Genomic DNA, 13,680 nt, shown 5'->3' on the forward strand with positions numbered 1-13,680 from the left:
ATGCCCTCCGCGCGTCTGGCCTTCTACAATTTCGGCCTGCACGTCGCGCCTGCCGAAAGTAAAACGGTCGAGGGCTTCGTTCTCCGCGAGCCGTTGAATTTCGAAGCCGCGGCCCGTGCCTGCGGCTTCATCGGACGCTCGGGCTATGCCGGTTATCCGGGAGCAAGAAGCTGGGGCGTTCAGGTCTTTCCCCGTTATATCGAAGGCAGCGGCTTTACGTCTGCGCCGTCCTCCCTTTCGCTCTGGGCCGACATCGAGAGCCTGATGGCCTTTACCTATAACGGCATGCATGCAGAGGCGCTGAAACATGCGCGCAACTGGAATGTCAAACAGACATGGCCGCCGCTGGTTCTGTGGTGGGTGCCCGGCCATCACAGGCCGGATTGGCAGGAGGGTGTCGAACGCCTCGAATATCTCGCCGATCACGGGCCAAGCCCCAGCGCTTTCACCTTCAAGCAGCCTTACGGGCCTGACGGAGCGGAGACGGCAATCGATCGCGACCGGGTGAAGGAACTTGCCGTTCGCAACGCAGAAACCCAAAGGGATCTGCTTGCACACGTTCAAACCCTGAAAGTGTAGCCGGCTTATTATCGGTCGAGCTATGCAGACCGCTTGGCCAGCAGCATATAATTCACGTCCATATCCTTGGACAGGTTCCATTGGTTCGACAGCGGATTGAAGAAGACGCCGGTGCGGTCGGTGATCTCGAGGCCGCTTGCCGTCAAGGGCTTTTCCAGCTCTTCCGGGCGCACCAGTTTCTCATATTGGTGGGTGCCGCGCGGCAGCCAGCGCAGAATGTTCTCGGCGGCGAAGATAGCAAGGGCTGCTGCTTTCATCGTGCGGTTGATCGTGGCAACGAAGATCAGGCCGCCGGGGCGGACCATTTTTGCGCAGGTCGTCATGAAGAACTCGACATCGGCGACGTGTTCGACCACTTCCATGTTCAGGACGATGTCGAAGGTTTCGCCGGCGTCCGCCAGTTCCTCGGCGGTGACGGCGCGGTAGTCGACCGAAACGCCGGAGGCTTTGGCATGGGTCGAGGCGATGCCGATATTCTTTTCGGAAGGATCGGCGCCGGTGACGGTGGCGCCCATGCGAGCGACAGGCTCGGACAACAGGCCGCCGCCGCAGCCGATATCGAGCACCCGTAGACCTTCCAGCGGACGCGCGCTCCTCGGATCACGGCTGAAATTCTCGCAGGCCTTGTCTCTTATATAGGCGAGGCGGACGGGATTGAATTTGTGCAGCGGCCGGAACTTGCCGGTGGGGCTCCACCATTCCGCCGCCATCGCCGAGAAGCGGTCCACTTCGCCCTGGTCGATCGTGCTTCTGGCGCCTTCCGTCATCGTCCACTCCTTGCGTTCGTGACACGTGAAGTCGGACGATCGGGGGCATAAGTCAAGGGGCGCGGAGCAGAGGACCGGTGAGCGTGGAGCCGCTCGCCAACCGCATTTATCGCGCGCGCTTGCCTCCCCCCGCCAAACTCGCTAAGAGACGCCGCAACTTGGGGCCTTGGGGACCCGGGCTTTCAGAGCGGTTCCAGAAGTCGGGAGCCGGCTCTTTGGCCAAGCGGTCCGCCCCAGAGCTTTCGTGATGCCGGGTCCGGTTTTCCGCTTTCCCGGCGCCAGTCGTGGTAGAGGCATATGGCACGCATCGTAATGAAATTCGGCGGCACGTCCGTCGCTGACCTGGACCGCATCAAGAACGTCGCCCGCCATGTCAAACGCGAAGTCGACGCCGGCCACGAGGTGGCGGTGGTGGTGTCGGCCATGTCCGGCAAGACCAATGAGCTGGTCGGCTGGGTGCAAGGCATGCCGAAGGTGATCGGCGCCAATTCGCCGTTTTACGATGCGCGGGAATATGATGCGGTGGTCGCCTCCGGCGAGCAGGTAACCTCCGGGCTGCTGGCGATCGCTTTGCAGGCGATGGATATCAATGCGCGGTCCTGGCAGGGATGGCAGATCCCGATCCGCACCGACAATGCGCATGGAGCGGCGCGGATCATGGAGATCGACGGCTCCGACATCGTCAAGCGGATGGGCGAGGGGCAGGTTGCCGTCATCGCCGGCTTCCAGGGACTGGGACCCGACAACCGCCTCGCAACGCTTGGCCGTGGCGGATCGGACACGTCGGCCGTCGCCATTGCCGCCGCTGTCAAGGCGGATCGCTGCGATATCTATACCGATGTCGACGGCGTCTACACGACCGACCCGCGCATCGTGCCGAGGGCGCGCAGGCTGAAGAAGATCGCCTTCGAGGAAATGCTCGAAATGGCCTCTCTCGGTGCCAAGGTGCTGCAGGTGCGCTCGGTCGAGCTTGCCATGGTGCACAAGGTGCGCACCTTCGTGCGCTCGTCATTCGAAGATCCCGATGCTCCGGGCATGGGCGATCTTCTAAACCCGCCCGGAACGCTGATTTGTGACGAGGATGAAATCGTGGAACAGGAAGTAGTCACCGGCATCGCCTATGCCAAGGATGAGGCTCAGATCTCGCTTCGCCGTCTTGCCGACCGGCCGGGCGTCTCCGCGGCAATCTTCGGGCCGCTCGCCGAATCCCATATCAATGTCGACATGATCGTCCAGAATATCTCCGAGGACGGGTCGAAGACCGACATGACCTTCACGGTGCCGTCGGGCGACGTCGAGAAGGCGATCAAGGTGCTTAGCGACCATAAGGAGAAGATCGGCTACGATGTCGTGCAGAACGAATCGGGGCTGGTGAAAGTCTCGGTCATCGGCATCGGCATGCGCAGCCACGCCGGCGTTGCGGCTACCGCATTTCGTGCACTTGCCGAAAAAGGCATCAACATCAAGGCGATCACCACCTCCGAGATCAAGATTTCCATCCTGATCGACGGTCCTTATGCGGAACTCGCTGTCAGGACTTTGCATTCCTGCTACGGTCTGGATAAGAATTGATTCCCAGTGGGCGGCCTGCCCCTTCAGGTTGAGGAGACGAGGGCCCGCCCGCCGGGACTGAGTGCTTTGTTTCGGGAGCTTGAGACGCCATGAGAGACCTTTCCGGCGGTCCGCGCGTGCTGCTCAGGCGGCTGCGCGAGTTGATGGCGGAGCCGCTGGAGCCGCAGGATCGTCTTGACCGGATCGTCCGTCAGATCGCCGGCAACATGGTGGCCGAGGTCTGCTCGGTTTACGTGCTGCGCGCCGATGGCGTGCTCGAACTCTATGCGACCGAAGGCCTCAACCGCGAAGCCGTGCACCTGGCGCAATTGAAGATGGGGCAGGGCCTGGTCGGCACGATCGCGGCCTCGGCCCAGCCGCTGAACCTTTCCGACGCACAGTCGCATCCTGCTTTCCGCTACCTGCCGGAAACCGGCGAAGAGATCTACCATTCCTTCCTCGGCGTGCCGATCCTGAGGACCGGGCGCTCGCTCGGCGTTCTCGTCGTGCAGAACAAGGCAAGCCGCAACTATCGCGAGGAGGAGCTGGAAGCGCTCGAGACGACGGCGATGGTGTTGGCCGAGATGATCGCCACCGGCGAGCTCAAGAAGATCACCAAGCCTGGCCTTGAACTCGACTTGACGCGTTCGGTGACCGTCGACGGCGACACCTATAATGACGGCATCGGCCTCGGTTACGTTGTGCTGCACGAGCCGCGCATCGTCGTCACCAATCTGCTCAACGAAGATGCGGAGAAGGAAATCCGGCGGCTGGCCGAAGCCATGGGCTCGCTCAGGATCTCGATCGACGACATGTTGTCGCGCCGCGACGTGTCAATGGAAGGCGAGCACCGCGAGGTGCTCGAGACCTATCGCATGTTCGCGCATGACCAGGGCTGGGTGCGCAAGCTCGAGGAGGCGATCCGCAACGGCCTGACGGCGGAAGCGGCGGTCGAGAAGGTGCAGAGCGACACCAAGGCGCGGATGATGCGGTTGACCGATCCCTATCTGCGCGAACGCATGCATGATTTCGAGGATCTGGCGAACCGGCTGCTCAGGCAATTGACGGGTTATACCGGGCGGACGACCGCCGAGGGCTTCCCCAACGATGCGGTCATCCTGGCGCGCGCCATGGGGGCGGCCGAGCTGCTCGATTATCCCCGCGCCAATGTGCGCGGGCTGGTGCTGGAAGAAGGCGCGGTGACGAGCCATGTGGTGATCGTCGCGCGCGCCATGGGTATTCCGGTCATCGGTCAGGCAGCGGGTGTGGTGGCGCTTGCCGAGAACGGCGATGCCGTGATCATCGACGCCGACGAAGGACATGTGCATCTGCGGCCGATGGCCGATCACCGGCGTTCCTACGAGGAAAAGGTTCGCTTCCGCGCCAGACGGCAGGAACAGTTCCGAGCACTGCGCGCCGTCGAGCCGGTGACAAAGGATGGGCAGCGGATCGCGCTGATGATGAATGCCGGGCTGTTGGTCGACCTGCCGCAGCTTTCGGAATCGGGTGCCGAGGGTATTGGCCTCTTCCGCACCGAACTGCAGTTCATGATCGCCTCCACCATGCCGAAGGCGGACGAGCAGGAGCAGTTCTACCGCAATGTGATAAAACAGGCGGCGGGCCGCCCCGTCACCTTCCGCACGCTCGATATCGGCGGCGACAAGGTCGTGCCCTATTTCCGCGGCCATGAGGAAGAAAATCCCGCACTCGGCTGGCGCGCCATCCGACTGTCGCTCGACCGGCCTGGACTGTTGCGCACCCAGCTGCGCGCCCTGTTGAAGGCATCGGCCGATACCGAGCTGAAGCTGATGGTGCCGATGGTGACTGAGGTTTCCGAGCTGAAGGTGGTGCGCGAGCTCTTGCAGAAGGAAGTGCAGCATCTCTCACGCTTCGGCCATGGTCTGCCGCGCAAGCTGCAGTTCGGCGCGATGCTGGAGGTGCCAGCACTGCTTTGGCAGCTCGATGAGCTGATGGAGGCGGTGGATTTCGTCTCGGTCGGTTCGAACGACCTCTTCCAGTTTTCGATGGCGGTCGATCGCGGCAATGCGCGGGTCTCGGACCGGTTCGACCCGCTCGGCAAACCGTTTTTGCGCATTCTGCGCGATATCGTGCGCGGCGCGGACCGGAACAAGACGCCGGTAACGCTCTGCGGTGAACTCGCCAGCAAGCCGATCTCGGCGATGGCGCTGCTCGGTATCGGTTTCCGTTCGATCTCTATGTCGCCGGCCTCGATCGGACCGGTGAAGGCGATGCTGCTCGGGCTCGATGTCGGGGCGCTGGCAATGGCGATGAACGAGGTGCTGGACGATGTCCACGCCATGACGCCGATGCGCGAGGTGCTTGCCCGCTTCGCCGAGAGCCACAATATTCCCCTTTAGCCAGACGTTAAGAAGAATCGGAGTGAAGGGTGGCGAAGCTTCCCGTTGAAAAGATGCGCGAGCTGGAACGCCGTTTCGGTGAGATCGAAGCGCGCATGTCGGCCGGCCCGGCCGCCGACGTCTATGTGAAGCTCGCATCCGAATATTCCGAGCTGCAGCCGGTCGTGACGAAGATCCGCGCCTATGAGAAGGCGAATGCCGAGCTTGCCGATCTCGAAACGCTCATCGAGGACAAGTCGGTCGATCGCGAAATGCGCGACCTTGCCGAGCTGGAGCTGCCCGAGGTGAAAGAGCAGATCGAGGCGCTCGAGCAGGAGATGCAGATCCTGCTTCTGCCGAAGGACGCAGCGGATGAAAAGAGCGCCATCCTCGAAATCCGCGCCGGCACGGGCGGATCGGAAGCGGCCCTTTTTGCCGGCGATCTCTTTCGGATGTATGAGCGGTTTTCGGCCGAGAAAGGCTGGAAGGTGGAGGTTCTCTCGGCAAGCGAAGGCGAAGCCGGCGGCTATAAGGAAATCATTGCGACGATCACCGGCAGAGGGGTCTTTGCCAAGCTGAAATTCGAATCCGGCGTGCATCGCGTGCAGCGTGTGCCGGAGACCGAGGCGGGCGGGCGCATCCATACGTCGGCCGCAACGGTTGCAGTGCTGCCGGAGGCCGAGGAAATCGACATCGAGATCCGGCCGGAAGATATCCGCATCGACACGATGCGCTCTTCGGGCGCGGGCGGCCAGCACGTCAATACGACGGACTCGGCGGTGCGCATCACCCATCTGCCGAGCGGCATCGTCGTGACCAGCTCGGAAAAATCGCAGCACCAGAACCGCGCCAAGGCGATGCAGGTGCTGCGCTCCAGGCTCTACGATGCCGAGCGGCAGCGGGCCGACAGCGAGCGCTCGGCCGACCGAAAGAGCCAGGTCGGTTCCGGCGACCGCTCCGAACGCATTCGCACCTATAATTTCCCGCAGGGGCGCATAACCGATCACCGCATCAATCTGACGCTCTATAAGCTCGACCGGATGATGGAAGGCGAGATCGAGGAAGTCGTCGATGCGCTCATGGCCGATTATCAGGCAAGCCAGCTGGCGCAGCTCGGCGAGCAGCAATGAGTTCGACGGTCGCCGATACGCTCGCCGAAGCGCGCCGCCGCTTCATCGAAGCAGGTGTCGCCGACCCGGTGACCGATGCGCGACTGCTTGTCGCGGGCCTTCTGAAACTATCGCCGACCGAGCTTTTGACGCGATCGTCCGAGAGGCTTTCTCTCGAGCAGGCGGAGTTGATTTTCAAGGCGGTGGAGCGCCGGCTCGGCCATGAGCCCGTGCATCGTATTCTCGGCGAGCGGGAGTTCTATGGCCTGCCGCTTCGGCTCTCAGTGGAAACGCTTGAACCGCGGCCGGATACCGAAATCCTGGTCGATACAGTGCTTGCCTATCTCAAGGACCTTGCAAAGGAGCAGGGCCATCTCCATATCCTTGACATGGGAACCGGGACCGGGGCTATATGCCTTGCGCTTTTGAGCGAATGTCCTGATGCGTCGGGTGTCGGAAGCGACATATCGGCGGATGTACTTCACACGGCAAGATCGAATGCAGAAAGAAACGGGTTGCAGGATCGTTTTCAGGCGGTGCAGTCGAAATGGTTCGAGAGCATCCAGGGTTCGTTTCACGCGATTGTCTCAAATCCGCCCTATATTGCTTCCAATGTCATTCACGATCTCGCTCCCGAAGTGACGAAATTTGATCCGGTCGCAGCACTGGATGGCGGCCCGGATGGGCTTGACGCCTACCACGCCATCGCCAAGGATGCGGCAAGGTTCATGAGGCCCGATGGGGTCGTCGGGCTGGAAATCGGTTACGATCAGCGCAACGATGTGACGGCGATCTTTGAAGCGAAAGGCTTCAAGTGCCTCAAATCCGTAAAAGATTATGGTCAGAACGATAGGGTGCTCGTGTTCGCGCTCGCGTGACAGGCGATAATCGCTGCATTGGACGGGACATTATTGTTATTGCGAAGAAAAGGCTTGGATTTCCCAGGGAAGCAATATAGGTTGCGGTCACGTGTTGGGCAGATAGGAATGAACGAGATTCGTTCGGTACTTGGTTTGCCTCGGGGGTCCGCTCTTTTAAACGAGAGTTTCAACGGTTGAACACGACCCAACGCGTGAATCAGTCAAACTGACTTGAGAACCAAGCGGCAGGTCGGCGCAAAGGCGCAGTATGCTCGCGGCACAAAGGTCCTGACCCGGTTTTCCGGTCATGGCGGTTGGTGCCATGTATCTATCACAAACAGAGAATTCAGGTGAACGATCTATGAGGCCAGGACAGCAGAACAAGCGCGGTCGAGGGCGTGGTAACAACAATAATAACAACGGCGGCGGTGGAAATAACAATAACAACAATTTCAACCGCAAGGGCGGCAATCCGCTGACCCGGACCTATGACAGCTCCGGCCCCGATGTGAAGATTCGCGGGACTGCCCAGCATATCGCCGAAAAATACGCGCAGCTTGCCCGCGATGCTCAAAGCTCCGGCGACCGCGTGATTGCCGAGAACTATCTCCAGCACGCCGAGCATTACAATCGTATCATCGCCAGCGCCCAGGCGCAGATGCAGGAACGCTTCCAGCGCGACGATCGCGGCGAGTATGATCGCGATGGTGCAGACCGCGACGGTTCGGATCGCGACGGCGACGATATGGATAACAACGACAATGACGGCGACGATGTCGTTATCGTCCAGCCGCCGCAGAACAGGCAGCAGCACCGGCCGCAGGCACAGCCGCAACCGGCGCCTGCTCCGGCAGCTGCACCGGCACCCCAGCCCGAGGTGATCGACGGAACCGGCCCACAGCCGGAGATCGAAGGCATTCCGGCCGAGGTCGCCATGGATGAGGAAGGCTCCGCCGGCCAGGCGCGTCAGCCCCGCCGCCGCAGCACCGGCAGCCGTCCCCGTCGTCCGCGCCGCGGTGCTGAGGGCGAAGCCGCCGCCGAGGGCGAGGGTGCCTCCGGCGAGGCGCCGGTACTGGCTGACGCCGCATCGGAATGAGGATTTCGCTTCTCCTTCGGGGGAAGCGTGAGGTTCACGCCATCTGTTAGAATTGCAACGAAAATCCCCGGCCCCGCGCCGGGGATTTTCGATTTGTCGGCTCTTTAAACTCGCAGAATAGGCTACCATATTCTCCTCGACTGCTTCGCCCAAATCAGAGATGGGCCAAGCGCGGCCTGCCTTTTCAGGGGGTCGATCTCAATCATCGGTCTGCGCCTCATCAGGGCAGGGCGATCCATGGAGGTAGAATATGAATATCGAGAAATATTCCGAGCGGGTGCGCGGCTTCATCCAGTCGGCGCAGACTTATGCGCTGGCGCAGGGTCATCAGCAATTTACGCCCGAGCACGTGCTGAAAGTCCTGCTTGACGACGATCAGGGGATGGCGGCGTCGCTGATCGAGCGCGCCGGCGGCGATGCCAAGGCTGCGCGCCTTGCCAATGACGCGGCGCTGGCCAAACTGCCGAAAATTTCCGGCGGCAACGGCAACATCTATCTGGCCCAGCCACTCGCCAAAGTGCTTTCGACCGCCGAAGAGGCGGCAAAGAAGGCCGGCGACAGCTTCGTCACCGTCGAGCGTCTGCTGCAGGCGCTGGCAATCGAATCCTCGGCCTCGACTTTTTCGACGCTGAAGAATTCAGGCGTGACGGCCCAGGGGTTGAACCAGGTCATCAACGACATCCGCAAGGGCCGGACTGCGGATTCTTCCAATGCCGAGCAGGGTTTCGATTCGCTGAAGAAGTTCGCACGCGATCTCACCGCCGAAGCTCGCGAGGGCAAGCTCGACCCGGTGATCGGCCGCGACGACGAAATCCGCCGTACCATCCAGGTGCTTTCGCGCCGCACCAAGAACAATCCGGTGCTGATCGGCGAGCCTGGTGTGGGCAAGACGGCGATCGTCGAGGGGCTGGCGCTGCGCATCGTCAACGGTGACGTGCCGGAATCGCTCAAGGACAAGAAGCTGATGGCGCTCGACATGGGCGCGCTGATTGCCGGTGCGAAATACCGCGGCGAATTCGAGGAGCGGCTGAAGGCCGTGCTCAATGAGGTCCAGGCCGAAAACGGCGAGATCATCCTGTTCATCGATGAGATGCACACGCTGGTCGGCGCCGGCAAGGCCGATGGGGCGATGGACGCCTCCAACCTCCTGAAGCCCGCCCTTGCCCGCGGTGAGCTGCATTGCGTCGGCGCGACCACGCTCGACGAATATCGCAAACATGTCGAGAAGGATCCGGCGCTTGCCCGCCGCTTCCAGCCGGTCGTTGTCGACGAGCCGACGGTCGAAGACACGATCTCGATCCTGCGCGGCCTCAAGGAAAAATACGAGCAGCATCACAAGGTGCGCATCGCCGATGCGGCGCTGGTGGCGGCGGCGACGCTTTCCAACCGCTATATCACCGACCGTTTCCTGCCCGACAAGGCGATCGACCTGATGGATGAGGCGGCGGCGCGGCTGCGCATGCAGGTGGATTCCAAACCGGAGGAACTCGACGAACTCGATCGCCGCATCATCCAGCTGAAGATCGAGCGCGAGGCGCTGAAGAAGGAAACCGACGTCGCCTCGGCCGACCGGCTGAAGCGGCTGGACACCGAATTGACCGGCCTCGAAGAGGAGGCCGATGCGCTGACGGCCCGCTGGCAGGCGGAAAAGCAGAAGCTCGGCCTTGCCGCCGATCTCAAGAAGCAGCTCGACGATGCCCGCAACGAACTGGCGATCGCCCAGCGCAAGGGTGAATTCCAGCGCGCCGGCGAGCTGACCTATGGCGTCATTCCGGATCTGGAAAAGCAGCTGGTCGACGCCGAAAAGCAGGATGGCGAACGCGGCGCGATGGTGCAGGAGGTTGTGATCCCCGACAACATCGCTCATGTCGTTTCCCGCTGGACCGGTATTCCGGTCGACAGGATGCTGGAAGGCGAACGCGACAAGCTGCTTCGGATGGAAGACGAGCTGGCGAAATCGGTGATCGGTCAGGGCGATGCGGTTCAGGCCGTGTCGCGGGCGGTGAGGCGCGCGCGCGCCGGCCTGCAGGATCCGAACCGGCCGATCGGCTCGTTCATTTTCCTCGGCCCGACCGGCGTCGGCAAGACGGAGCTTACCAAGGCGCTCGCCCGCTTCCTCTTCGACGATGAAACGGCGATGGTGCGCATGGACATGTCGGAATATATGGAGAAACACTCCGTGGCCCGGCTGATCGGTGCGCCTCCCGGTTATGTCGGTTACGACGAAGGTGGAGCGCTGACGGAAGCCGTGCGCCGCAGGCCTTATCAGGTCGTGCTGTTCGACGAGATCGAAAAGGCCCACCCCGATGTCTTCAACATCCTGCTGCAGGTGCTGGACGACGGACGCCTGACGGATGGCCAGGGCCGGACGGTGGATTTCCGCAACACGATGATCATCATGACCTCGAACCTCGGCGCCGAATATCTGACGCAGCTTGCCGACGGTGACGACAGCGATACTGTTCGCGAGCAGGTGATGGAGGTCGTGCGCGGCCATTTCCGGCCGGAATTTCTGAACCGCATCGACGAGATCATCCTCTTCCATCGCCTGAAGCGCGAGGAAATGGGCGCGATCGTCGATATCCAGCTGAAGCGGCTGGTGGCGCTGCTCTCCGAGCGCAAGATCGTCATCGATCTCGACGAGGAAGCCCGCCATTGGCTGGCGAACAAGGGTTACGATCCGGTCTATGGCGCAAGGCCGCTGAAGCGGGTGATCCAGAAATTCGTGCAGGATCCGCTCGCCGAGCAGATCCTGTCCGGCCAGGTGCCGGATGGATCGACGGTCAAGGTGACGAGCGGTTCCGACCGGCTGCAGTTCAGGACACGCCAGACGGTGAGCGAAGCGGCATAGGCCGACTTTGCCGGATGAATGAGAAATGGCGGCCTCGGCCGCCATTTTTGTCTGGCGGGTGTGAACGCCTCAACGGTTCATCAGCTTGCCGGCTACGGCGCCGACTACTTGCTCGCCACCTGGTCGGACGCCTGGTTGTTCAGCAGCGTATCGATGCGCTTGCGCTCGTCCTCGAATTTAGCCAGCGCCTCGCCTTGCAGCGATTTGCCGCCCGGCAGGCGGATGCGCAGGGGATCGACCTTGGTGCCGTTGACGATCAGCTCGTAATGCAGGTGCGGCCCGGTGGACTCGCCCGTCGTGCCGACCCAGCCGATCACCTGGCCCTGGCGGATCTTGGCCCCGGGGGTAACGCCTTTGGCGATGGCGCTCTGGTGATTGTAGGAGGATTCATAGCCGTTGGCGTGACGGATAATCGTCTGGTTGCCGTAACCGCCGGAATCCCAGCCGGCTTTTTCCACAGTGCCGTTGCCGGCAGCGATGATTGCGGTGCCGCGGGGGGCCGCCCAATCGACGCCGGTGTGCATGCGGGCGAAACCGAGGATCGGGTGACGGCGCATGCCGAAGCCCGACTTGAAGATGCCGTTCGGGACCGGGTTGCGCAGCAGGAACTGGCGGATGCTTTTACCGTTCTCGTCGAAATAATCGACCGTGCCGTCCTCCGGATCCTGGAAGCGGTAGAAGCGCGTCTGCGTATCGCCGAAACGGGCGTTGACGTAGAGCAGCTCGGAATCCTCGGTCGCCTGGCCGGCGCTGTCGGCGACGGAGAAGAAGGCTTCGAGACTGTCGGTCGGCCTCAACTGCGCCTGGAAATCGACATTGCTGGCGAGCAGCTTGATGATCAGCGCCGTCATGTCCTTGGTCATGCCGTAGGAAAGGGCAGCGCGATAGATGCCGTCATAGACGCGCGGCAGGTTCTGGCCGGGCGGCGGCGCGAAGGAATTGTCATCGAAGGCGGTGGCGATGGCATCCAGCATCGGCGGCTCGCTGCCGGGCACGTATCTGCCCTTGTCGTCGACGGCGACGGTGACGAGATGGCGGGTGCCGCGATAGACGCTGGCCCGGATGATCTTTGCCTGTTCGCCTTTCTGAATGATGCCGATGCGCAGCACGTCGCCCTTGTCGAGATCGGTGGAACCCAGTTGCTGCGAGATGAAACCGGCAATGCCATCGGCATATTGCTGCGGATAGCCTGAATCCGTCAGCGCCTTGGCGATCGGCGTGTCGGCGCGGACCGGCAGGATGTCGTCGGCGAACTCCTCGGTCTGCGGCGTGATCGATTCCGATGCGGAGACGGTCATGTTCTGTTCGAGCACGCGCGCGGAGAGGCCGGCGGTCAGATCGACATCGGCGTCCTCGTTGGAGAAACGGCGCGGATCGACGTAATAGAGGGCTGCGAGCTGGGTGTTGCCGTCCGTCAGCACCGAGCCGTTGGAGCGCACATTCTCTTCAACCTCCTCGAGCGACAGGCCGGAGGCCATCTTCATGCTGGTCTTGCCGGTCGGGAAGGAAACGGTCTTCAGGCTGACTTCGGATTCGACATCGGAGCCGTAAATCGCGCCGGTGCGGCTTTGCGGGGCGGGCTGCGGCTCGTCGGCGGAAAAGATCGCCAGGGGATCGAAGTCTGGATAGTCCTCGGTCGCCACATGGTTGGCGGCCAGCGTCATCTTCACATGCGCGAAGGGCTGGCGGCGCACGACTTCCTTTTCACCGTCGTGGACGACTGTGGAAACTTCCATGATGGCCCGGTCGGACGGTTTTGCGGCGATGGCAGGCGCGATCAGCCTTCCGCCGCGCACCACTGTCGTATCTTCGTGCGCGTCTGCCGCAGCACTTGCATAGGCTTCGGCGGGGATTGCCAGTTGCTGGCGGCCGTCAAGGGCGGCAAAAAGCGCGACGCCCATCAGGACCGAGGATGTAATGCCGGTGAGGAACGTACCCGAGAGCCAGCGGAGAGACACTTCGCGGCGGTCGGGCGCGCGCCTGCCGTCGGCCAGAAGCGGAGGCTCGTTGCCCAACGAGCGGATCATCATTTTCTCCGTCATCATGGCAGTCGGGTCCGCGTCCTTACATTCGACGTCTCTGGAAGCATTTCTCGGCCATCCTGGCTGGGGCGAAAGATGTGCATATTTTGGGCATGGAAGTCAAATCGCTCAGGGAAAGGCAGTCTGCCTGCATTTGCCTGTGTGAATCATGTGTCTCTTAAGACCAGCAGATTGTGATGATGTCGGGGCGCCGAGGAGACGAAAGAGCATTCTTCCCCGGAAAACTCGAAAGAGGTTCATTTTTCGGGCCATGTCAGGCCGGTCTGAACCCGGGAAACGACCGCATTTCCCAGCTGTTGGAAAATTATCATTTTAAAACAATGAGATGAAAGAAAAATCAGTTTTTTCGAAATGGCCTGTTGACTGTTTGGGAGGGTTAGTTCTATAAGCCCACTCACTGAACGAGGGCGGCGGCGCTGCTGGCGACGAAGTCTTTCGTTCTTAAGAAACTCAAGCGGATTGGCGGAT

The 13,680-nt window shown here is 61.7% G+C and carries 10 protein-coding genes; 7 read left to right on the forward strand and 3 right to left on the reverse strand.

Going from position 1 to position 13,680, the window contains the following annotated elements:
- Positions 1-579 (forward strand): DUF3291 domain-containing protein, encoded by a 579-nt coding sequence (locus FHX14_RS05685; protein WP_054182511.1) that lies wholly within the window; start codon positions 1-3, stop codon positions 577-579.
- 20 nt (positions 580-599) lie between these two features.
- Here FHX14_RS05685 and ubiG read toward each other — a convergent pair whose 3' ends face one another.
- Positions 600-1,346: a bifunctional 2-polyprenyl-6-hydroxyphenol methylase/3-demethylubiquinol 3-O-methyltransferase UbiG gene (ubiG, locus tag FHX14_RS05690; protein WP_184376534.1), complete on the reverse strand. Its 747-nt coding sequence runs from the start codon at positions 1,344-1,346 to the stop codon at positions 600-602.
- A gap of 297 nt (positions 1,347-1,643) precedes the next feature.
- Between ubiG and FHX14_RS05695 the strand changes: the two genes are divergently transcribed.
- The 6 genes from FHX14_RS05695 (at position 1,644) to clpB (ending at position 11,170) form a co-directional block, all read left to right on the forward strand.
- Positions 1,644-2,918 carry an aspartate kinase gene (locus tag FHX14_RS05695; RefSeq protein WP_179612105.1) on the forward strand — a complete coding sequence of 425 codons (1,275 nt, stop codon included), beginning with the start codon at positions 1,644-1,646 and terminating at the stop codon, positions 2,916-2,918.
- 89 nt (positions 2,919-3,007) lie between these two features.
- Positions 3,008-5,275: a phosphoenolpyruvate--protein phosphotransferase gene (ptsP, locus tag FHX14_RS05700; RefSeq protein ID WP_179612106.1), complete on the forward strand. Its 2,268-nt coding sequence runs from the start codon at positions 3,008-3,010 to the stop codon at positions 5,273-5,275.
- A 29-nt stretch (positions 5,276-5,304) separates the two neighbouring features.
- Positions 5,305-6,384 carry a peptide chain release factor 1 gene (gene prfA / locus FHX14_RS05705; RefSeq protein ID WP_183692785.1) on the forward strand — a complete coding sequence of 360 codons (1,080 nt, stop codon included), beginning with the start codon at positions 5,305-5,307 and terminating at the stop codon, positions 6,382-6,384.
- Positions 6,381-7,241: a peptide chain release factor N(5)-glutamine methyltransferase gene (prmC, locus tag FHX14_RS05710; protein ID WP_184376535.1), complete on the forward strand. Its 861-nt coding sequence runs from the start codon at positions 6,381-6,383 to the stop codon at positions 7,239-7,241. The genes prfA and prmC overlap by 4 nt, the downstream gene beginning before the upstream one ends.
- Positions 7,242-7,584: 343 nt before the next feature.
- The gene (locus tag FHX14_RS05715; protein ID WP_003590034.1) at positions 7,585-8,319 is read left to right on the forward strand and encodes a DUF4167 domain-containing protein; all 735 of its coding nucleotides are present in this window, start codon (positions 7,585-7,587) and stop codon (positions 8,317-8,319) included.
- A gap of 250 nt (positions 8,320-8,569) precedes the next feature.
- The gene (clpB, locus tag FHX14_RS05720) at positions 8,570-11,170 is read left to right on the forward strand and encodes an ATP-dependent chaperone ClpB (protein WP_179612109.1); all 2,601 of its coding nucleotides are present in this window, start codon (positions 8,570-8,572) and stop codon (positions 11,168-11,170) included.
- A 104-nt stretch (positions 11,171-11,274) separates the two neighbouring features.
- Here clpB and FHX14_RS05725 read toward each other — a convergent pair whose 3' ends face one another.
- Positions 11,275-13,215: a M23 family metallopeptidase gene (locus tag FHX14_RS05725; protein WP_184376536.1), complete on the reverse strand. Its 1,941-nt coding sequence runs from the start codon at positions 13,213-13,215 to the stop codon at positions 11,275-11,277.
- 233 nt (positions 13,216-13,448) lie between these two features.
- On the reverse strand, positions 13,449-13,680 hold a 232-nt coding region (locus FHX14_RS32785; protein WP_210300955.1), incomplete at its 5' end, for a hypothetical protein.

The sequence above is a fragment of the Rhizobium sp. BK619 genome (assembly GCF_014195245.1).
Lineage (GTDB): Bacteria > Pseudomonadota > Alphaproteobacteria > Rhizobiales > Rhizobiaceae > Rhizobium > Rhizobium acidisoli.